This window comes from Paenibacillus sp. ACRRY, from assembly GCF_022346995.1.
GTDB lineage: Bacteria > Bacillota > Bacilli > Paenibacillales > Paenibacillaceae > Paenibacillus.
Genome location: NZ_JAKRNM010000001.1, coordinates 1,080,691 through 1,101,700 on the forward strand (window position 1 = coordinate 1,080,691; position 21,010 = coordinate 1,101,700).

Genomic DNA, 21,010 nt, shown 5'->3' on the forward strand with positions numbered 1-21,010 from the left:
GCTTACTCCTCTGGTTTGTTGTTTTGATTTGCTTTGTTCCTAAATGGAAACCGCAGTACGGCATCGCTGTGTTTCGACGATTGAAAATTGGCTATGGGGCTCATATACGGAACACCGAATGAATGAAGACTATTCAAATGCACAAGGAGTATAAGCATGCCCACCGTCAATCCGTATACGCCAAACATGGCGGCCATTCCAATGAAAGCAAACCGTAATATCCGAATGGGAATAGCCATGGTGTAGGACGGGATAACAAAGCTTGAAATCGCTGTAATGGCAACAACAATGACCATAACGGGCGAAACGATGTTTGCTTCTACAGCGGCCTGTCCGATGACAATGGACCCAACAATCGAAACAGCCTGACCGACCGTTCGCGGCATTCGTAGACCTGCTTCTCTCAGGATTTCGAATATGACCTCCATAATCATCGCCTCAACAAATGCAGGAAATGGTACACCTTCACGTTGCGCAGATAAACTCAGTAATAGAACGGTTGGGATCATGTCCTGATGAAATGTAGTTAGTGCCACATATATTGCTGGAGCCAGCAAACATATTGCCAGGGAGATGTACCTTAAGACTCGAATGATGCTGCTGTAAATAAAAGATTGATAATAATCCTCCGCGGATTGAATGAAATCAACAAATACTGCAGGCGCAAGGATGACAAAAGGAGTTCCGTCGATAAATATCGCAATTTTCCCTTCCATCACACCTGCTGCAATAGAGTCCGGGCGATCCGAATTATAAAAGATTGGGAATATGGTCATTTGCTTTTTCTCAACTAAACTTTCTTCGAGGTACTCCCCTTCAAGCACGCGATCCACATTCATGTTTTTCAGTCTGGATATCAAGTCCAGTACCAATTCATCATCGGCAACTCCATGCATATACATGACCGATATGTCTGTCTTTGTTTTTTCGCCAACCTTGACGTTCGTTAGCCGAACTCTTGTATCCTTCACTCTACGACGGACCATCGTTGTATTCGTACGCACATTCTCTGTAAACGATTCTTGAGGACCTCGGATCACTGGCTGCGTCTTCGATTCCGTTATACTGCGTTCTTCCCATCCAGGTATGGAAACGACCAATCCGTCCCCAATCCCGTCGATTAACAGGAGCAGTCCACCTGATAGAATCTGATCCAGCGCATCTTCAATACTGTTAGTGAAACTTGCTTCACCAACGTCAAGAACACTATCTTTTAAGAAAGATAAACGGATATCATCCGATGAAGTCTCGTGCAACGGACGAATTACGTTATCCTGTATCTTCTGCATGTCTGTCATACCGTCCAAATAAAATAAGGCGGCGTGGTAACTACCCACCGTGATCTCACGAACAACAAAATCCGAACTGTTTCCCATGAAGTCACAAATGAGATCTATATTTTGATGAATTTGCTTAGAAAACTCGCGTTGTAACTTCATTTTCACCATCCCCCTTGGATATGTAGTATTGGTACAAATTCGAATAATAAACTTCTCCCCGGCAGAATCACGGTATCCGCATAAGCTAAAAAAAGACCGTCCAATTGAACGGTCTTCACTAGTACACATATATTACATCTTTATTCCAACCCTTTTTTGGCGTAATCCGTTAAGAATTCAACGGTTTGCGGATCATAGTGAGAGAAAAATGCACTTTCCTCTGTATCCAGAGCAGCGATTTTATCCATATCCTGAGCGGTTAATTGAAAATCAAAAACGTTAAAATTCTGTTCCATTCTATCTTTATTGACGGTCTTCGGAATTACAACCACACCACGTTGAATGAGGAAGCGCAGAGCGACTTGCGCTGTCGACTTGTTATATTGATCCCCAATCTCTTGCAAAGTAGCGTTCGTGAACAGATCCTTTCTTCCTTCTGCAAAAGGACCCCACGATTCAATCTGCGTATTGTATTTCTTCATAATGTCATGCGCCTTAATCTGTTGGTTGAAAACATGTGTCTCCACCTGATTCACTGCAGGTACTACTTCACTGAATTGGACCAGGTCGATGTATCGATCCGGATAGAAATTGCTTACTCCAATAGCTCTGATCTTACCAGCCTTATAGTATTCCTCCATTGCCCGGTATGTTCCATAGTAATCACTGAACGGCTGATGGATCAGAAGCAAATCCAGATAATCAAGCTGGAGTTTTCTCAGGGACTCTTCAATTGAAGCTTTCGCCCTTTCATAACCTGCATTGGATATCCAGACTTTCGTCGTAATGAAGAATTCTTCTCTCGGCACACCGCTTTTCTGGATGGCACGACCCACAGCTTCTTCATTCCGGTAAGCCTGGGCCGTATCAATGGAACGGTATCCAACACTTATCGCATCCAGTACACATTTTTCACATTCGACCTGATCTGGAATTTGATAAACTCCATATCCGAGAATCGGCATCTGTACCCCATTATTTAACGTCACATATTCCATTCTGCATTCCTCCTATTCAAGCTATAGCTAATCCAAGAATCGCCTAATCCTATTATGCAACAAATGAAATATTATCAGTTATCTCATTTGTCTCATATATTTGCCTATTCCTCTTACGCGGATAGTTTGGGTCTTTCATCTATCAAATTTATAGAATCAGTCATCAAGTTAAACATAAAGGTTTACATAATAATTAATATGAATACTCATAGATTTGAAGAAGTATGTTCCATAGAGTAGCACTCGTTCTTTCTATACTCCTAAATGTAGTTGCAGCTCCCTTTATATTTGGTATGAGAATAAGAATCGCGCCTCTAAGGAGTTTTGTTACATAAATGAAATTCTTCTGGTCAAAGATCTAACTTATTGGTGATTTCCTATAAATCATTGAAATTTGATTCGCTATATGTTCTGAGCTAAAGTGAATTCCGTCGCGAATCCACCACATGATGATTCCGATAATTGAAGATGTCAGGATTTCGGTTGATACCAAGCGCTCTGGTAATCCCCTCCTGATTTGAGCTTTATCTCGTCTCGTTTCGATCAAATTTTTAAAAAGATTGAATAGTCTCGACTCATACCTCTTATGTTCAAATAGTACTGCGAATAGCTTCCTATTATCATAGATATAATCCAAAAACTGGGTGAGGTCGTCTTCGTTATCAAGAACTTCAGACTGTACAAGCGGCTCCAACTTTATCGACAAGTCGTCAAAGATCTCATTAGTGACCTTCATTATCAGATCATTAATATCCTCATAATGAAGGTAGAACGTCGCTCTATTTAACTCTGCGCGATCAGCAACTTTCTGTACGGTTACCTGTGAAAAGGACGGTTCTTCGATCAGTAGTGAACGAGCGGCTTGTTTGAACATATTTTTAGAACGAACCGATCGAGGATCTTCATTTTTTCTTATAGACATTTTTTTCTCCTTTGTCGATTATATGATTTTTCTTACTCGTTTTTTTATCCCCTGTTGTTTAAACGACGATCTGCATGAAATTGCGAATGGTTAGTACTTTTTCATTGTGATACCATTTATTTTATTGATACTGTGTTGATAAAGCAATGCTTGGAAGGAGCACCTTAATGGAACAAGAGAAACCCGATGTAAAAAAAGGAATACTATTATTCATTCTAATTTTAGGTTGTTTTTTATCGACCTTAAATCAGACCTTGCTTAATGTAGCACTTTATGATCTCATGGATGTTTTCAACGTGTCAGCTACAACTATACAGTGGCTTGCAACTGGATTTATGCTCGTTAACGGTGTACTTATTCCCGCCACCGCTTATCTAATGAAGCGTTTCACCACAAGACAGTTATTTGTCAGCTCTATGCTACTGTTGTTGATTGGAAGCATTGTATGTGCAATATCTCCTAGCTTCAGTATTTTACTTACCGGAAGAATGATTCAAGCCGCGGGTACAGGAATCATTACACCGCTTATGATGAGTGTCATTCTTATCGTCTTTCCTATTGAAAAAAGAGGCAGCATTATGGGCTTAATCGGCTTTGCCATCATTTTTGCGCCGGCAATAGCCCCTACCTTGGCTGGTTTCATTATAGAATATGTATCTTGGAGATGGCTCTTTATCGGGCTAGTGCCTTTCGCGGCAATTGTCTTATTACTATCGCTAAAATACCTGGCTAACGTTTCTCAAACCGTCAAAGCCAAGCTTGATGTAATGAGTGTTGTATTGTCTACAATCGGATTCGGTTGTGTATTATATGGATTCAGCACCGCTGGAAGTAAAGGCTGGGCTTCCTCCAGTGTGATCCTGTCTTTAATCATTGGGCTTGTGTTTACATTTCTATTTTGCATACGGCAAATCAAATCCAAAGATCCTTTATTAAACCTGGATGTATTTAAAAATAAGATCTTTACATTCACTTCCGTCATAAATGTACTCGTTACAATGCTTATGTATGCGGACTTGATTCTGCTCCCGATGTATCTTCAGAGCGGTAGAGGCTTTACCGCTTTTGAAGCCGGCCTGTTATTACTTCCCGGTGCGGTGATCAATGCACTGTTATCTCCGGTTACAGGCAAGCTGTATGATCGATTCGGAGCAAAACCACTGTTTATTACGGGACTACTCTTCATTATTCCATCTATGTGGGCGGTAACTGACTTATCTAGTGACACTTCATATGTGTATTTAATGATCCGTACCATCTGTCTACGAATTGGCCTTAGTTTTATTACAATGCCACTCAATACTGCCGGTTTGAACGCCTTGCCAAGACAATTGGGCACACACGGCTCTGCGGTCAATAATACGGTTCGACAATTAGCAGGCGCAATCGGAACAGCCGTAGTGATGACGATCTATACCGCTCAAGCAGCAAGTCATTCGGTTGATCTACAAATTCAAAATCCTTCAGCTTCATCCGACTTTATCGCAACTCTTGCCTCCATACTAGGCTCAGGTGATGCATACTTCTTCATGATGATTATAGGGATCCTTGCACTCGTGATGACGCTATTCATACCTCGTAAGAAAGCGCAGCATCAAGTAACTGAACATGCTCTTGAGAAGAAAGAGAGCGTACTATCTAAATAACGAATTCAATCATAATAATAAGAAGAAGATATGATCAGCAATATGCTGTGCTATATCTTCTTCTTATTTGTTAGCTCCAATCTGTATGCGGCAATACATAATGAACATCCTGCAATTTGGACAAATCAGTTGTCACATAACAATGTGAACACTTTCATGAATTATGGTACTTAGTTCGGTACAAGTTCTTGGCCTTGGCTCGGACAAGAACTTGTACTGATAAAATAAATATGCCTCAAAAATAGCGATTTCAACGGGGATATGCTCTTGTCCCTAAAACAAAAGCTACTATGATTAAGCAACAGTTTTAGCCTTACTTGTCTACCGTATACACGAACAACTAGTTCGTGCCTACTGCATCACCCGAAACGATATTTCTCCAGCCTCCCAGATGAGACATATCCACCGCATCCTGAGCAGCCGAAGCTTCACATATGAATCCGGATACCACCCTGCCGTCCTGAAGCATAATTTTCCCTATGCCTAAGGGAGCAGGAATGGCTGCTGTGAATGAACCAAAGGAGGAAAGCGGCATGCTCCACAGTTCCAAGTCAATGGATTTCCCTTCTTCAAGGGAATGCACCAGCCCCGGCTTGGCAGGACTTGTGTTCAGTTTGTACAGACGATATTCTGGAGCCGTTCGGGTTTCCTCCACAAAAAAGGCTCCTAACCCGGTCATCTGGGGTTCCAGTGACATGCCTCTCATATGCAGTCCACAGACAGCTACCAACAGACGTTCTTGGTGCGGCTCAAGTATTCTTGCCGCTTCAACCATGGAAGCTTCCTGCTCAGGCAATGTGAACAGGGTTATTCCAAAAGGCATATTCTCTGCAACCTTGCCTGCCGGAACAGCAATGGCGCTCAAATCGAGCAAATTGCAATGATTGGTATACAATCCCATGTGACTGTTGGTTTGAATCGGATCCTGCTGCACTTGTTCTCTTGTCCATGTTCCTCCGCAAGTGGGCAATACAAGGACGGCGTTATGCAGCAATTCTGCCGTGCTTCGCCGAATTTCGGCTAGACGGTGCTGTGCACGGAATAGTGCAGCAGCTGTAAATGTTTCCTTGCTGCCTGTTCGGAGCACTTCCTCCGTTACGGGAAACAACGCTCCTGGATGCTGATTGACGAACATCTCCAGATCGGCCCATCGTTCAGCAACGAGCGGTCCTTCATACAGAAGTGCTGCAGCCTCCTGCAGCATGGATATATCGACCTCTTCGACATGTACTCCGGACTGCATCAAGGATTGTTTGGCGGCTTGCCAAGCCGTCTCGTATGCTTCTGCGAAGGGACCGAAGAAAGTCAACTCTCCCTTAGGTAACAACCATTTGGCAGGTGCAAGGGTTGGTCCCAAAGGACGTACTTTGGAAAAAGCATCTTCGGCATGCGGGCCCCTTACGATCCGGTCTACGGAAACAGCATCTTCGAGGTGATGGGTAAAAACGGTAATGCAATCAATGCTGCGGCATGCAGGCACCAAACCAGAGGAAGGCCATGCGCCTACTGCAGGTTTGTAACCAACCAGACCATGCAGCCCAGCCGGAATTCTGCCTGATCCGGCGGTATCTGTCCCAAGGGAGAAGGCTGCTTGCCCTAACGCCACTGCCACCGCCGAGCCTGAACTGGATCCTCCGCTGATCAGTTCGGGCCGCAATGCGTTACGTGTCTCCCCATAAGGACTTCTCGTACCTACTAGTCCTGTGGCGAATTGGTCCAGATTGGTTTTACCGACAGGTATCGCACCAGCAGCAATAAGTCGTTCAACAACAACGGCATGTTGTTCCGAAACCGATGAGAACTCAGGACAACCAGCCGTTACAGGCCACCCTTGAACCTCAATGTTATCTTTGATGGCAAAAGGAATGCCCCACAGTGGATATTCGGTAATGGACAAGTATGGAAGTTTCTCCAGGTACGGCGTAATGCGTTCCATGGATGGCTGCGTGATCCAGGCATGGTAATCCTCCGTATCCTTTGCCCGCTTGATGATACTCTCCACCACTTCCGCTGGTGTGAAGCTTCCTCGTAGATATCCTGTACGCAGTGCATGAATCGACATGAGTTTGGGAATGGCATTTACCGTCATCGTGCAACCTCCTCCTTGATCGTTGGAATGATGGCAGCGATCCAGTCTCCCGACTTGATCTGATCACCTGGCGAGACATAAATGGAAGCAATAATTCCATCCGTTGGAGCGAGCTGCGGAAACTCCATTTTCATACTTTCTTCTATTATAATAGTGTCTCCCTTTCTCACTTCCTGGCCAGGTTCCACCAGTACCTTCCATACACTGCCCGACATCGAACTGCTTATGCCCAGACTCCCTTCCGGCATCTCCACTTCTTCCAGGGCTGCGGCTGCTTCAGGCTCGGATACGTACTCGGCAATACCGAGTTCCTTCCAGTAATTACGTTCAGCCTGGAACGCACTTTGCTGCTGCTGACGAAAGGTTCCGGACTCGTTCTCAATGGTTTTCAACCAGTTCAGATAGGACCCCAAATGGAATTTGGTTTCCTCCACTTCAAGTTTAAAACCTCCTCTCGGGAACTCCTCACGCATTTTCAGCAGCTCAGCTTCCGAAACAGGATAAAATTGAAGCTGATCAAAGAACTGCAGCAGCCAAGGTTTTCCTGCCTCAAAATTGCTTGTTTCCCTGAACGAGTTCCACATTTGTACAGTACGCCCGACAAACTGATATCCTCCCGGGCCTTCCATGCCATATACGCAGAGGTATGCACCGCCTATGCCAACGGCATTTTCCGGTGTCCACGTCCGTGCAGGATTATATTTGGTGGTTACGAGTCGGTGGCGCGGATCCAGTGGTACGGCAACAGGTGCTCCAAGGTACACGTCACCAAGTCCCATGACGAGATACGAGGCGTTGAATACAATCTCCGCCACCTCTTCGAGCGAACCGAGTCCATTCATGCGCCGGATAAACTCCAGGTTGCTGGGGCACCAAGGTGCATCAGGTCTAACGTTTTGCTGATAGCGCTCAATGGCGAGTTGCGTCGCTGGGTCATCCCACGACAATGGTAATTTGACGATTCGCGAAGGTACTTCAATGGTTTCCAGCTCGGGAAGCTGCAGGTCCAGCTCCATGATCCGTGCCGCCGCTTCTTTTACCGTCATACGGGAAGCATCCAGGTGGATTTGCAGAGAGCGAATGCCTGGTGTCAGTTCGATATAAGGAATGTTTCCATTCTCTTTAATTGCTTCCATGAGTACGTATGCCTGGAATCGATATAACAGGTTCAACTCGCGTTCTCCGTATTCGACCAGAATATTTTCATCACCAGAGCAGCGTACGGTAATGGAGAAACGTCTGCCTTCCACCGCTTGGGCCAGAATCGGCATATACTCACCAGTTGATGTTTCGGGTAAAACCGGCAATTCATGCAGAACGTCCAGCTCCCGTATATACTTCTCTTGTTCCGCTCTTAACTGTTCGGCTTCCTCAACGGTCACGAGTCTGAAACGGACTTTGTCACCAGGGCTCAGTTGACCCAGCTTCCATAATTCAGCGGTGGCCGTTGTCACCGGACAGACAAAACCACCAAGACTGGGACCATCCGGACCAAGCAGGATCGGCATATCGCCTGTCAGATCCAGTGCACCGACGGCATAGGCGTTGTCATGAATGTTGGAAGGGTGCAGTCCTGCATCTCCACCATCGGTTCTTGCCCATAGCGGGGCCGGACCGATCAATCGGACACCTGTTCGGGAACTGTTGAAATGCACTTCCCATGTTGTCTCAGTCAGCTGATTCAGATAAGCCGGAAGAACATATTCGTCCGTACAATGAGGTCCCGGTATCACACCAATCGTCCATTCATTGTTGTATTGCGGTCTGCGTTCTGTACGGAGTGGAGCAAGCAGAACCGGAGCATTTACTCCTCTTTCATGCACGCGGAGAACTGCACCCGTTCGCAGCGCACTCCCCCTGTGCCCACCGAATCCTCCCAATGTAAATGTAGCTGAGCTGCCAAGTGTGATCGGCATGTCGAGACCCCCGGATACGAGCAGGTATGTTCGCATTCCCTGTTTGGCTTCACCCAGAGTCAGTACTGCACCAGGAGATGCCATCGTTGGTGTGTAGGGTTCAACGTGGACGCCATCCAGTTCGGCTTTCATATCCGCTCCTGTCAGGCAGAAGGTCATTTCGTCCCTGAAGCGATAAGTTCCCCCACGCAAGGTCATTTCCAGTCCGGCCGCTTGTGCGTCATTACCAAGCAATCTGTTACCAATGCGGAAAGCAAGCTGATCCATCGGGCCGGACGGCGGTACGCCGATATCCCAGTAGCCGATTCTGCCGGGACTATCCTGCACAGTCGTCTGAACGCCTCCGTCCAGAACTTCGATCGCAAGCTCCCTCGGTTTAAAGCCCGAAAGCATTCGGGTATATACTTCTCCATTAGCGAAGGCATCGTTATCCAGAAATGCTTCAATATAAGCCTGATTGGTGGTGACACCGTATACCCGTAGTTCACGAAGCGCACTCTTCATTTTGTCTATAGCTTCCATGCGCGTGCTCGCGTGCACAATTAATTTGGCCAGCATCGGATCATACAAGGTAGTTACATTCAATCCAGGCTGAATCCAGCTTTCAACTCGCACGTCATCAGGCCAGTGAATGGCATCAATGCGTCCATCGCTTGGACGAAAATCATTCATGCAATCCTCAGCATACAGACGTACCTGGAGACTGTGTCCTGTTGGTGCGGGAACCGTAACGTTCAATGAATCGCTCTCGTGCGCTGCCTCATTGACCATCCATTCCACCAAATCAATGCCAAGTACCTCTTCTGTCACCCCATGCTCCACTTGAAGTCTGGTGTTCACCTCGAGAAAATAAAACCGCTGCTCATCAGGGTCGTACAGAAACTCCACCGTTCCCGCGTTACGGTATCCTGCCGAAATTGCCAGTCTGCGGGCACACTCGTGCATCTCTTGCCGGATTACATCCGGCAGGCATGGCGCAGGAGTTTCTTCAATGATTTTCTGATTCCGCCGTTGCACTGAACAATCCCGTTCTCCCAAAGCGACCGCTTCACCGTTACCTGTGCCAAAAATCTGAACCTCAACATGACGTGCACGCGCAATATATTTTTCAATGAACACGCCCCCGTCATTAAAATTGGCGGATGCCAAACGTGTTACGGATTCAAATGCTTCCCTAAGCACATCCTCGTGTTCGCAGACCCGCATGCCAATTCCACCACCACCGGCAGTGGATTTCAACATCACAGGATAACCGATGATTCCAGCTTGTTGAACCGCATCATTCAGCGATTGTATCAGGCTTGTGCCCGGCAGTAAGGGGACGCCAGCTTCTGCAGCCATTGCTCGTGCCGTATGCTTCAAGCCGAAGAGCTCAATATGTTCAGGAGAGGGACCGATAAACGTAATACCTTGCTCCGCACATGCTCTGGCAAAAGCCACGTTCTCACTCAGAAATCCGTACCCGGGATGAATCGCATCTGCCCCTGTCTCTGCTGCGGTCTGGAGTACCAATTCGGCGTTGACATAACTTTCTCTAGCAGGGCCTTCTCCGATAAGTACTGCTTCGTCGGCAAGCTCAACATGAAGGCTGTCTCGATCTGCCTTAGTGTAGATGGCTACACTGGAGATACCCATCTGACGCAAAGTCCGAATAATGCGTACCGCAATGGCACCCCGATTCGCAATCAATACCTTATTAAACATTGGCGCTCACTCCTTCTGCATCCCATATAAGGACTTTGGCTGGTGTTGGGTTGTAGGCATTACATGGATTGTTCAACTGTGGGCAGTTACTGATCAGCACGGTTACCGGTGCCAGGGCAAGGAGTTCAACATAGCGACCTGGTGCAGATAAACCATCAGCGAAGGTTAACTCTCCTTCCGGTGTCACTGGCACGTTCATGAAAAAGTTGACGTTCGGGGCGAGGTCCCGCTTGGTATATTCATCCCGCTGAGAGAGCATTAACATAAAGGTGTCACGACAGTTGTGCATGGGCAGCTTTTCATGCGCATAGCGGACGGTATTGCTCTGAGCTGAGCAGGCGCCGCCGATGGTGTCATGCCTTCCGCAGGTATCCGCTGTAATCTGCAACAACTCTCGGCCTGATTCGGCGAGCAGAGTCGAACCTGTTGTCAGATACAGATTTCCTTGGCGGGTAATCGTTCTTATTGCGCTGTAATGATCTGACGGATCCTCCGTGGAATAAAACAGCGTATCAACAGCTTGATTGCCTTCCATATCAACAATGCGAAAAACCTGGCCTGGGAGCAAATCATGTATCCAGCCATCACCTGCTGGTATAACTTGTTCATACAAAGCCTTTTCGGTCAATAATGGACTCTGGACAGGTTGAAATGTACTCATATTAGTTGGCTCCCTTCAGCAAAATATTTGCATTCCACGTATTTTCAAAGGCTCTCTGATTCTCATCACAGTGCAGTACACACGGGTCCATCTCAGAAACAGGTTCGGCATCTGCCACGGTAACAACAATCGATGCGTCCGGGTATTGTCCAGAAGGATCAAGTGGATGAGGTGTGTTCGATAACACGAGCAGAATATCCATTTCTGTGCGGATGGTCACCGAGCGTTCTGACGTTTCCTGCAGCGTGTACTTCATCGTTCCGTCCAGCTCACAAACGACTTTGGAGAAAAAGTTGACCGGAACCCCGATATCGCGCGGTGACAGATTGTTCCGGAACAATTCAACCTTTAAGTTCTCTTCCCCACTTCTCAGCCAGTCATTGCGCTGCTCCTGATATGTTGTCTTCCCATACTTTTCATCCGTACCCTCTCGGGTTGTATACCCCGATAATGGATCATGCCAGCCTACCGAATCCTCTGTAATGGAAGCAAGCGCCTTTCCCTGATCCGTCATCAATATATTGCCACTTGTCAAAAAAGCGGTATGTTGGGCTTTAAGCGTATCAGGCATGTTGTACCTTTCCGCTGGATCATGGGCGTGGAAGAACAATGCGGATAAATTGGCACGATCCCCTGTTGCCTTTAAAGTAATTGATTTTCCTCTTCCTACATGAGCAGACCATTTGCTTCCAGGCTGCATCGTCATTGTAAATAGGGTTGTCATTGTTCATTCCTCCAGTAGAAAAGTATAGAAAAAAGCCCGGGAGAAACATCAAAGATTGCTCTTTGATCGATTCTCCCGGGCTTTTGTCCCGCCGTGTACATCAGGTGTAATCCCCAATGCGTTTTCTCTCGGACCAGTCAGCCAGTGGATGGCTCGGAACCCTAGAAAACATTTTATTTATTTGATGTTATGAATACTAACATGTAAAATTACATTTCACAATACTTTTTTTAAAAATATACGATAAAGAAACCAATTTCACTTGCACTTTTTTCTTAAACTTCTCAAAATTACGAAATACCTACTATAGAAAATGCACTAATGTTCGTATATTTCTAAAAAAATAACTTGATTTTTAATAAAACCCCTGTAAAAATGTGAAGTGTCATGACATAGCATTACGATGTATCATTCTCGATTCTGAAGGAGGTTTTATTATGTCACAAAATATAACACTAAAAAGAAATCTCTCCTTGAGCCATGTGGTGACCATGGGGCTGGCCTGGATGTCTCCCATGATTTTTTTCACAAGTTTCGGCGTGCTGCATGAGGGTTCACAGGGCATGCTCCTGGCTGCCTATGTCCTTGCTTTTGTAGCCATTTTATTTACAGCTGGCAGCTACGGACAGATGGCCAAGGCTTTTCCAGTGTCAGGTTCCGCATATACCTATGTAAGCCAGGCCATGAATCCGTTTATCGGTTTTCTGGTGGGCTGGGTGATTCTGCTTGATTATCTGTTTTCCTGCATTGTAGCTGTACTCATGTTTGGCATTAATCTACATGCTCAGTTTCCCTCCATCCCTTCTCCTGTCTGGATTGTACTTCTAACCCTAATTGTGATGACCATCAACATCATCGGCATCAAAACGTCAGCAAACGTCAATAAAATCTTTGTTCTGATGCAGATCATTTTTATAGCTAGTTTCTGTGCCTTTCTTGTATACAAAGCTGTGACACAAGGGGTATCTGCAGGATTTAATCCTCTTCATTCCGTGGAAGGTGTTCCTTTCTCCGCCGTAATGGCAGGCGCATCTCTTGTCTGTTTCTCTTTCCTTGGCTTTGACTCCATCACAACAATGGCAGAAGAAACGCGAAAACCTGAAAAAACGATACCTCGAGCCATCCTGATTATCGTTAGCGTCGCCGGTATCATGTATTTTGCAACGGCATATTTAATTCAACAAATGTATCCTTCGTTCACTTTTACACATATGGACGCTGCAGGATTCGAATTAATGCAGGTTATAGGAGGAGGAACGCTTGCATCTATATTCACTTTTGTCGTGATTTTCTCCGTGCTCGCACAGGGCATGTCCTCCATGACAACCGTTTCAAGGCTGCTGTTCGTCATGGGTAGATCCTCCTTGCTTCCTCGGAAATTCAGTTCGGTTCACCCCAAATTCCGTACACCTGTGTTCAACATTGTGCTGGTCAGCGTCATTTCCCTAGCTGCCTTATTCATTAGTCTGGAGACAGCCATCATGTTTGTCAGTTTCGGTGCGCTAACGGCCTTCCTGTTCGTTAACCTTTCCGTCATCTGTCATTACATCATTCGCGAGAAAAAACGCAGTATGCAGGACTGGATTCTACGAATGGTCTTTCCCTTATTAGGCGCCATGTTCATTCTATATCTCATCACTCAACTTGAAGCTTCTTCCTTGCTCCTTGGTGCGGGCTGGATCGCTCTTGGCCTCGTTCTGTATGTGAATCAACGAATGAGATCCTCTTCCGTATCCAAGGCATTGCCAGAGATTGAAGAGGCCATGTGAGTGGAATCAATCATTCATTCGTGAGTTTTCTCCCCTTGTGTGTACCATAAAAAAGAACCTGAATTCAGTATTCAGGTTCTTTTTTTTAACGGTACCAATATTTAGATTTTCACAATGCAAGAGCTACGAAGTTTTGCTAAGCTATGCGAGAGTTTTGCTCATAATAAAATCGGTTTGCTCTTCATCCCCCATATAAAAGGAATGAGCTCCTGTCTGGATAAATCCCATCTTGTTATAAAAAGCAATTGCCTTCCTGTTCTTCTCCCATACCCCTAACCATATTTTGCTCTTGTTCTTGTCCATCGCTACTTCAATTGCTTTATTCAATAAATGCTTACCAAGCCCATAGTTTTGGAACTGATTTCTTATATAGATCCTTTCAATTTCAAGGAACTCTTCACCCATTTTCTCGGATTGTGCATCATTGACATTGACCTTTAAATAACCAGCTAGTTCTTCGTTGTAATTAATAAAATAAATGTCTGAAGAAGGATTGGCTAACTCTCCTTCCAGCTGTTCTAAGTGAAATGCTTTTCCCAAATATGCCTCCATATTCTCAGGCGTATTCTGATCTTTGAATGTATCATGAAACGTGTCTATACTGATTTTCTGGAGTACCTGCAGATCTTCACAACTGCATTTTGTAATTTTTATTGTCATTTTAAGCTATCGCCCCTTTATAAAATAAACGGTCTTCGTAGTCCGTTTTCTACTTTTGAACCCTCATTTTTTTGTTGCAAATGCAATAAAAAGTGGTTATATTAAATCCACTTCAAACATGTTGTATTTGCAACAAAAAAACTAAAAAAGAGGTAGAGTGAATTGAAATATGTATTTTTTTGCGTTGGAATCTTGATTTTGACTCTTGGCATCTCACTCACAATCCATTCCGACCTCGGAACCTCTCCTTTTGACGCTCTTTTGATAGGTTTGTCCGTTCAGGTGGGGCTCTCTGTGGGCAGCTGGGAAATTATCATAGCGTTACTTCTACTATGTTGTAATTCGCTCATACTGAGAAGCAGACCGGAAATTCTAGGATTGTTAACCGCATTTGTTACGGGGATTGGCATCGATATTTGGCTTTTTCTATTGCGCAGCTGGAGTACACCTGAGTTGTGGCTTCATAAATTGGTATTCATAGTTATCGGCCTGATCCTCATTGGAATAGGAACTGCCACATACTTATTGACGCATTTTGCACCGATCCCTCTGGACCGATTAACATTAATTGTACAGGAACTAACTCGAACGAATCTCTTTGTAGCTAGAACGTTCATTTATCTTATTTTCCTTGGATTAGCATTGATCCTAAAAGGTCCAATCGGGATAGGAACGATCCTAACCGTTTGTTTAGGCGGATTCATATTGAATATCTTTATGCCTTTGACCAAAAGAATTTTGGAACGTTTCATCCATCAGGCCAGCTCATGGTCAGATTCATGAAATATTCCCGTGCGAACAGTAAACATAACAAACGGTCGCTATTTCCATTATAATCATACTTATTCCACTAGCTAAATCGCATATATTCTTAGAACCATAAGGAGATATTCATGGACATACCCAAAGGTACATATGGCTTTCGATTTGCTGAAGATCCGGAATTGCATTTATGTATATTATACGCGGCAGGCTCCGATACCATCAGCAATCCTTCCTATCATTGGGACGGGTTGACGCGAAATGATGGACCTCTCCTCCTTTTCCAGTACACGCTTTCTGGCCAAGGAGTATACGAATCAGGAGAACAGCTGCACTGTGTCTCTGCCGGACAGGCTTTTCTTGCTGAAATTCCTGGACCCCATCGTTATTACTATCACCCTACATCCAGTGAACCGTGGGAATTTCTGTTTTTGCTTTTCCGCCCGAATATAATCCTGCCTCACTGGCGTAAATTTTTGCGCGAAGCAGGGGAAGTCCCTTACCTCCCAGCAGACTGTGCACCAGTAAAGTTGTTGCGAATGATTGTGAACGACGCAGCAGCCGGCCGAATCTCCGATCCCTTGATCGCATCTTCTTCGGTATACCAATTCATGACCGAGCTGGCCAGATTGCAGGTTACGACTCTGCGGAACAAGTATACTTGGCCGGATAACGTCAAGCGTGCAGCTGAGTTCATAGAACAACATTATTCACAAATGATTAGTATCGATCAGTTAGCCGAACATGTCTCCTTGTCCAAATACCATCTGATCCGGCGCTTCTCGGCCAGCACAGGACTTACTCCCGTTGCTTATTTGACTCGAATTCGCATAGATAAAGCCATGGAACTGCTTCGGGGAACCGAGCATAGCATTGACTTGATTGCCGAGCGTATTGGGTATTCCAGCGGAAGTTATTTTATTAAAGCATTTCGTACCATGACCGGACTTACACCAGGAGAATTTCGCAGCGGCGGCGAGAGCCTTGCTTATCGCAAACTGTTCTTTGATTAACAGCAATATAGTACTATTCAGCTTCCAAGATTACTATAGATATTGCGTATCTCCTTGATTAAGATGAACATAACCAGAGCAATAATTAATCAGTTAAAGGAGATTACACATGAATCACAAGCATGCAGCACCCACACCACCGCTTGGTTGGAACAGCTGGGATTGTTACGGTGCGGCCGTAACGGAGGAAGAAATTCGCGGGAACGCGGAATACATGGCTGAACATCTCAAATCCTTCGGCTGGAACTACATTACCGTCGACATCCAATGGTATGAACCTTATGCGAATTCCTCTCAATACCGCGCTTTTGTTCCTTTGGTGATGGACGAATATTCCCGGCTTATGCCTGCCGAGAACCGCTTTCCCTCTGCAGAAGGCGGCCAAGGATTCAAGCCATTAGCCGATTATGTACATAGCCTTGGATTAAAATTTGGCATTCACATTATGCGTGGAATTCCAAGGCAGGCTGCACATGCAGCTACCCCTATTCTCAATACAAGCGTTACAGCACGCGAAATTGCACATACCAATTCCATCTGTCCTTGGAATACGGATATGTATGGCATTGACGCATCGAAGGAAGGTGCACAGGCCTATTACGACTCTCTTTTTGAACTCTACGCCGAGTGGGGCGTGGACTTGGTCAAGGTAGACGACATCGCTGCCTCTAGACTGTATGATACCCATCAGCCTGAGATCGAGCTAATCTCCAAAGCCATTGAACGCTGTGGCCGTCCCATGGTACTGAGTCTCTCTCCTGGTCCCGCTCCTGTGGAATACTCCGCGTTCTTCGCTGATCATGCCAATATGTGGCGGGTCACGGATGACTTCTGGGATCAATGGCCGCTGCTGCTGGATATGTTTGACCGCTGCCGAACTTGGCAAGGTATCCCGGAGGCGGGCTGCTGGCCGGACTGCGACATGCTCCCGCTCGGCCATATCGGAATCCGTTCCGTTGACGGAGGCGGCGCGGATCGCTGGACTCGCTTCACACGGGATGAGCAGCTGACCATGATGTCGCTCTGGAGTATCTTCCGCTCTCCGCTCATATTCGGCGGTGAGCTTCGGGACTGTGACGAATGGACCCTATCCCTGTTAACCAACAAGGAAGTGTTGCGCATGAATCAGGATAGCCATGGAGCCAAGGAAACGCTGCGCCAAGGCAATCTCATTGTCTGGACTGCAGAAGCTGCTGATCAATCCCGTTACGCTGCATTATTCAATGTAGGTGATTCTGAGCTTCCGGTAAGTCTCTCTGTTGATGACATTGATCTTACGGGTTTCACCTCAGGCACCGAGCTGTGGAGTGAAACGCCAGCGGAACTTACAGGAGACGTTCTACAGACGAATATTCCTTCGCACGGCGTACGACTCTATCGATTCTATTGATCCTGAGTTACATGGTTTAGAGCAACTCCGATAACGAAATGAGCCAGTCATCTGAAATATAATGGCGACTGGCTCATTTCTTTTTTTTTATCCATTTTTATTATCATATCGTTGCTTTTTTCAATTGTTATAAGAAGTATATTGTTCTTTATCCTTTGGTCGCGCCGGCAGAGATCCCCTTTACGAAGTATCTTTGCAGAGCAACAAAAACGATCAGTACAGGTACAACCGACAAGGCAGTTCCGGCAAATATCATATCCCATCTGGAGGAAAACTCACCGATATAGCGGTAAATTTCGACAACCATGGTTTTGGGCTCACCTGAAGGAAGAACGAGCATTGGCATGAGAAAATCGTTCCAGATACCCAAGCCGTTTAGAATAATCATACTGGCCGTAACCGGTCCGAGCAGCGGGAATACAATTCTCCAGAATATGCTGTAACGACTGCATCCGTCAATTTCTGCCGCTTCTTCAATCTCCTTTGGTATCCCTTTGACAAAGCTGGTGTATAACAGGCAACCAAATCCAATAGCTCCTGCGATATAAACCAATATCGGACCAGCGAGACTGCCATAGAGGCCCAGCATTTTTAATTCTTTAAATAACGGAATCATGTATGCCTGAAATGGAATCATCATCCCTGCCAAGAAGTAGAGAAATACAAAATTCGTCCATCTGGCATTTCTCCTTTCAATGGCATAGCCAGCCATAGGAATGATCAATATCTGCATCACAATGGAGACTACGGTCAGGATCAGGCTATTCAGGATCGCCCTCGGGAACTCTGTTTCAGTCAACAGATACTTGAAATTCTCAAGATACAACGAAGTTGGAAATGAGAGCGCATTGCGCATGATTTCACCATTGCTTTTGAAGGCAGACATTAAATTAAAGAAGATGGGAAAGAAGAAAAGGATAGCGAATATCAGAATAACGACGAAGAGCATGACATCCGTTGTTTTTTTGCGTGTCTGCATACTCATGTTAATACTGCACCTCCCGCTTGCGAAGGATTTTCACTTGAATCACGGTGATAACTAGAATAATCACAAATAGCACCATGGCAAGAGCTGTCCCGAAGCCCTGTCTTAATTCCCCGAATCCAACTTTGTAGATGATATAAGTCAATGTTTCTGTTGCGAAACCTGGTCCTCCATCGGTCATTACGGCAATTTGATCGAATATTTTCAGCGCGCTAATCATCGAAAGAACCATACATACGGTAAGGGACCCTGCAAGCAGTGGAAAGGTAATGAATCGAAATTGCTGCCAGCCATTTGCACCGTCTATATTGGCTGCTTCGGACAATTCTGCGGGAATACTCTGAAGTCCGGCCAAATAAATGATCATATAGTAACCTGCCCCCTTCCATACGGTTGACAGGATCACGGACAGCATAGCGTATTTCGGATCTCCCAACCAATCCACTGTCCAACTTCCGAGTCCAATTTGGTTCAGAATTTGATTTACCACACCAAAGTTGTAATTCAGGATCATCGCCCAAACGAAGCCCATTACAATTCCGCTCAGTAAGGTAGGAAAGTAAAATATGCTCCGAAACAAATTTTTGAACCAACGGACTTTATCCACCATGAGGGCCATGGCGATCGCAGCGATATTTTCCAGAACAACCAGACTCACCGTCATGATAAGCGTATTTTTCAGGGCATTATGAACCCTCGGGCTGCTCCATATCTCAATAAAATTGGCAAAGCCGATATAGCGGATATCATCACTTATGCCATCCCAGGAGGTAAAGCTTAGATATGCACTCCCCAGAGTAGGCACAATAACAAATAGCGTGTACAGAATTAATGACGGAAGTATAAAAACAACAGCAAAAGCATGATGCTTTTTCTTCCGTTTACGAGCGGATGCAGCTGCCAAAGTTGCTTTCTCCGTTGATGCAGGTATTCCCATTTCATATACTCCTTCCTTATCCAAGGAGATCCACCGAGCAGCGGTCCCCATGAATTAGTTTTACATCGAATTCGCCTTGACCTGGTTATCGTATTCCGCATCAACCTGTTCCATATACGTTTTCACATCACCATCATTAAGGACCATTTCCTGCAGCTTTTTATAGAACCAGTTTCGAAATTGTGGCGGGATTAAGTTCTCTCCCCACCAATTGTTAATCGCCAAGGACTTCGTTACATTCGGATCTGACATCAGATCAAGGGCCGTCTGCATCGCTTCTCCGGTTTCATATGTCACTTCTGCTTGAGTAGATGGGATTCCGTTAACACTAGCAAGATACTGAGAATACTGCTCTGGCTCGAAGAAGAAACGAATGAACTCCTTGATGGCTTCTGTCTTTTTCGGATCCTTAGCTGCCTCAGCAGAAAGTGTCCATCCGGCAGGTGATGGAAGTCCGATCACATTCACGTGACCCTCCCGGTCCGGAACCGCATAGAAACCATATTCAAAGCTTGGATCTGCTTCTTCGATCTGTGAGAACATCCAAGTACCCGAGTATAGTTGTGCCGCCTTTCCTGTAATTAGAAAAGAAGCTGTTTGGTTATCAGGAGTACTTAGCCAACCTTTGTCTACATAATTTTGGAACAACTCTTTGTAATCCGTCATCGCCTGCACGACGTTTTCATCTGCGAAGCTGACAGCTTGCTCTGTCTTTTTGGAATTCCATTCTGGATCTTTCGCATATACCTCATCAATCAGAAACTTATTCACCCAGAATCCCATATGAAATATATCTTTGCCTCCAACAACGATCGGAGTTATACCGGAGACCTTCAGTTTTTCCTGGATAGCAATGAATTCGTCATACGTTTTGGGGAGCTCAGTAATCCCCGCATCGGCGTATGCCTTTTTGCTGTATATAATCCCTTGAGGCACATTATTGGCTATAGGTGCATTCCAGATTTTCCCGTCAACCTCAGGTGGTGAATCAAATAGTTCAATTAGGTCAGAAGGAAGTTCCACGATTTTACCTGCATCCGCAAAAACCTCTGTATCCCTCATCTCAACAAGGTCAGGGAACTCGCCGACTGCATCCTTTGTTTTCAACCAGTCCAGGTAGGAATTGCTTGTGTTCTCGCTCATATCCTTAATTTCAATACTTGGATTCGCCTCCGTGAATCTTTTGATGGAATCAGCAATCGCCTTTTTGGCAGCAGGATCACCTGAAGCATACCCAATGGTGAAACTTACTTTGTCACTGCTGTTCGTTGACCCGTTTTCATCGGAATTCGGACTACTGCTTGTGCTGCAAGCGCCTAAGGTCATAGTCACTGCGAGCAACAAAGCCGACAACTTGAATTTTGATTTGTTCAGCATATCGTACAAAACTCCTTT

The 21,010-nt window shown here is 45.4% G+C and carries 16 protein-coding genes and 1 riboswitch; of the genes, 5 read left to right on the top strand and 11 right to left on the bottom strand.

What is annotated here, in order from left to right:
• Positions 1-2: 2 nt before the first annotated feature.
• The 3 genes from MH144_RS04595 to MH144_RS04605 form a co-directional block, all read right to left on the bottom strand.
• Positions 3-1,439: a spore germination protein gene (locus tag MH144_RS04595; RefSeq protein ID WP_239297873.1), complete on the bottom strand. Its 1,437-nt coding sequence runs from the start codon at positions 1,437-1,439 to the stop codon at positions 3-5.
• A gap of 140 nt (positions 1,440-1,579) precedes the next feature.
• The gene (locus tag MH144_RS04600; RefSeq protein WP_239297874.1) at positions 1,580-2,437 is read right to left on the bottom strand and encodes an aldo/keto reductase; all 858 of its coding nucleotides are present in this window, start codon (positions 2,435-2,437) and stop codon (positions 1,580-1,582) included.
• Positions 2,438-2,795: 358 nt separating this feature from the next.
• Positions 2,796-3,359 carry a TetR/AcrR family transcriptional regulator gene (locus tag MH144_RS04605; protein WP_239297875.1) on the bottom strand — a complete coding sequence of 188 codons (564 nt, stop codon included), beginning with the start codon at positions 3,357-3,359 and terminating at the stop codon, positions 2,796-2,798.
• A 167-nt stretch (positions 3,360-3,526) separates the two neighbouring features.
• On the opposite strand from MH144_RS04605, the gene MH144_RS04610 reads away from it, so the two are divergent.
• Entirely contained in the window at positions 3,527-5,005 is a 1,479-nt protein-coding gene (locus MH144_RS04610; protein ID WP_239297876.1) for a DHA2 family efflux MFS transporter permease subunit, read from the top strand.
• Positions 5,006-5,345: 340 nt separating this feature from the next.
• Here MH144_RS04610 and MH144_RS04615 read toward each other — a convergent pair whose 3' ends face one another.
• From MH144_RS04615 to MH144_RS04630, 4 genes are read right to left on the bottom strand one after another with little or no spacing between them, the layout of a single operon-like run.
• On the bottom strand, positions 5,346-7,094 hold the full coding sequence (locus tag MH144_RS04615; RefSeq protein WP_239297877.1) for an allophanate hydrolase: 1,749 nt from the start codon (positions 7,092-7,094) through the stop codon (positions 5,346-5,348).
• A complete protein-coding gene (uca, locus tag MH144_RS04620; protein WP_239297878.1) occupies positions 7,091-10,714 on the bottom strand; it encodes an urea carboxylase in 3,624 nt (1,207 codons plus the stop codon). The genes MH144_RS04615 and uca overlap by 4 nt, the downstream gene beginning before the upstream one ends.
• Positions 10,707-11,375 (bottom strand): urea amidolyase associated protein UAAP2, encoded by a 669-nt coding sequence (locus MH144_RS04625; protein ID WP_239297879.1) that lies wholly within the window; start codon positions 11,373-11,375, stop codon positions 10,707-10,709. Before MH144_RS04625 ends, uca begins: the two co-directional genes overlap by 8 nt.
• A gap of 1 nt (position 11,376) precedes the next feature.
• Positions 11,377-12,099 (bottom strand): urea amidolyase associated protein UAAP1, encoded by a 723-nt coding sequence (locus tag MH144_RS04630; protein WP_239297880.1) that lies wholly within the window; start codon positions 12,097-12,099, stop codon positions 11,377-11,379.
• A gap of 70 nt (positions 12,100-12,169) precedes the next feature.
• Positions 12,170-12,275: riboswitch (guanidine-I (ykkC/yxkD leader) on the bottom strand.
• A 261-nt stretch (positions 12,276-12,536) separates the two neighbouring features.
• Here MH144_RS04630 and MH144_RS04635 point away from each other — a divergent pair.
• Positions 12,537-13,868 carry an APC family permease gene (locus MH144_RS04635; protein WP_239297881.1) on the top strand — a complete coding sequence of 444 codons (1,332 nt, stop codon included), beginning with the start codon at positions 12,537-12,539 and terminating at the stop codon, positions 13,866-13,868.
• Between the two features lie 141 nt (positions 13,869-14,009).
• On the opposite strand, the gene paiA is transcribed toward MH144_RS04635, so the two are convergent.
• Positions 14,010-14,528, bottom strand: a complete 519-nt coding sequence (paiA, locus tag MH144_RS04640) for a spermidine/spermine N(1)-acetyltransferase (protein ID WP_239297882.1) — start codon at positions 14,526-14,528, stop codon at positions 14,010-14,012.
• A gap of 162 nt (positions 14,529-14,690) precedes the next feature.
• Here paiA and MH144_RS04645 point away from each other — a divergent pair, with 162 nt between their 5' ends.
• The 3 genes from MH144_RS04645 (at position 14,691) to MH144_RS04655 (ending at position 17,693) form a co-directional block, all read left to right on the top strand.
• The gene (locus tag MH144_RS04645; RefSeq protein ID WP_481857317.1) at positions 14,691-15,311 is read left to right on the top strand and encodes a YczE/YyaS/YitT family protein; all 621 of its coding nucleotides are present in this window, start codon (positions 14,691-14,693) and stop codon (positions 15,309-15,311) included.
• A gap of 110 nt (positions 15,312-15,421) precedes the next feature.
• On the top strand, positions 15,422-16,303 hold the full coding sequence (locus tag MH144_RS04650) for a helix-turn-helix domain-containing protein (protein WP_239297884.1): 882 nt from the start codon (positions 15,422-15,424) through the stop codon (positions 16,301-16,303).
• 109 nt (positions 16,304-16,412) lie between these two features.
• Positions 16,413-17,693, top strand: a complete 1,281-nt coding sequence (locus MH144_RS04655) for a glycoside hydrolase family 27 protein (protein WP_239297886.1) — start codon at positions 16,413-16,415, stop codon at positions 17,691-17,693.
• A gap of 148 nt (positions 17,694-17,841) precedes the next feature.
• On the opposite strand, the gene MH144_RS04660 is transcribed toward MH144_RS04655, so the two are convergent.
• From MH144_RS04660 to MH144_RS04670, 3 genes are read right to left on the bottom strand one after another with little or no spacing between them, the layout of a single operon-like run.
• Positions 17,842-18,678, bottom strand: coding sequence for a carbohydrate ABC transporter permease (locus MH144_RS04660; protein WP_239297888.1), 837 nt, complete (start codon positions 18,676-18,678; stop codon positions 17,842-17,844).
• A gap of 1 nt (position 18,679) precedes the next feature.
• On the bottom strand, positions 18,680-19,615 hold the full coding sequence (locus MH144_RS04665; RefSeq protein ID WP_239297890.1) for a carbohydrate ABC transporter permease: 936 nt from the start codon (positions 19,613-19,615) through the stop codon (positions 18,680-18,682).
• 60 nt (positions 19,616-19,675) lie between these two features.
• Complete coding sequence (locus MH144_RS04670) at positions 19,676-20,992, bottom strand: ABC transporter substrate-binding protein (protein ID WP_239297892.1); 1,317 nt, start codon at positions 20,990-20,992, stop codon at positions 19,676-19,678.
• Positions 20,993-21,010: the final 18 nt, after the last annotated feature.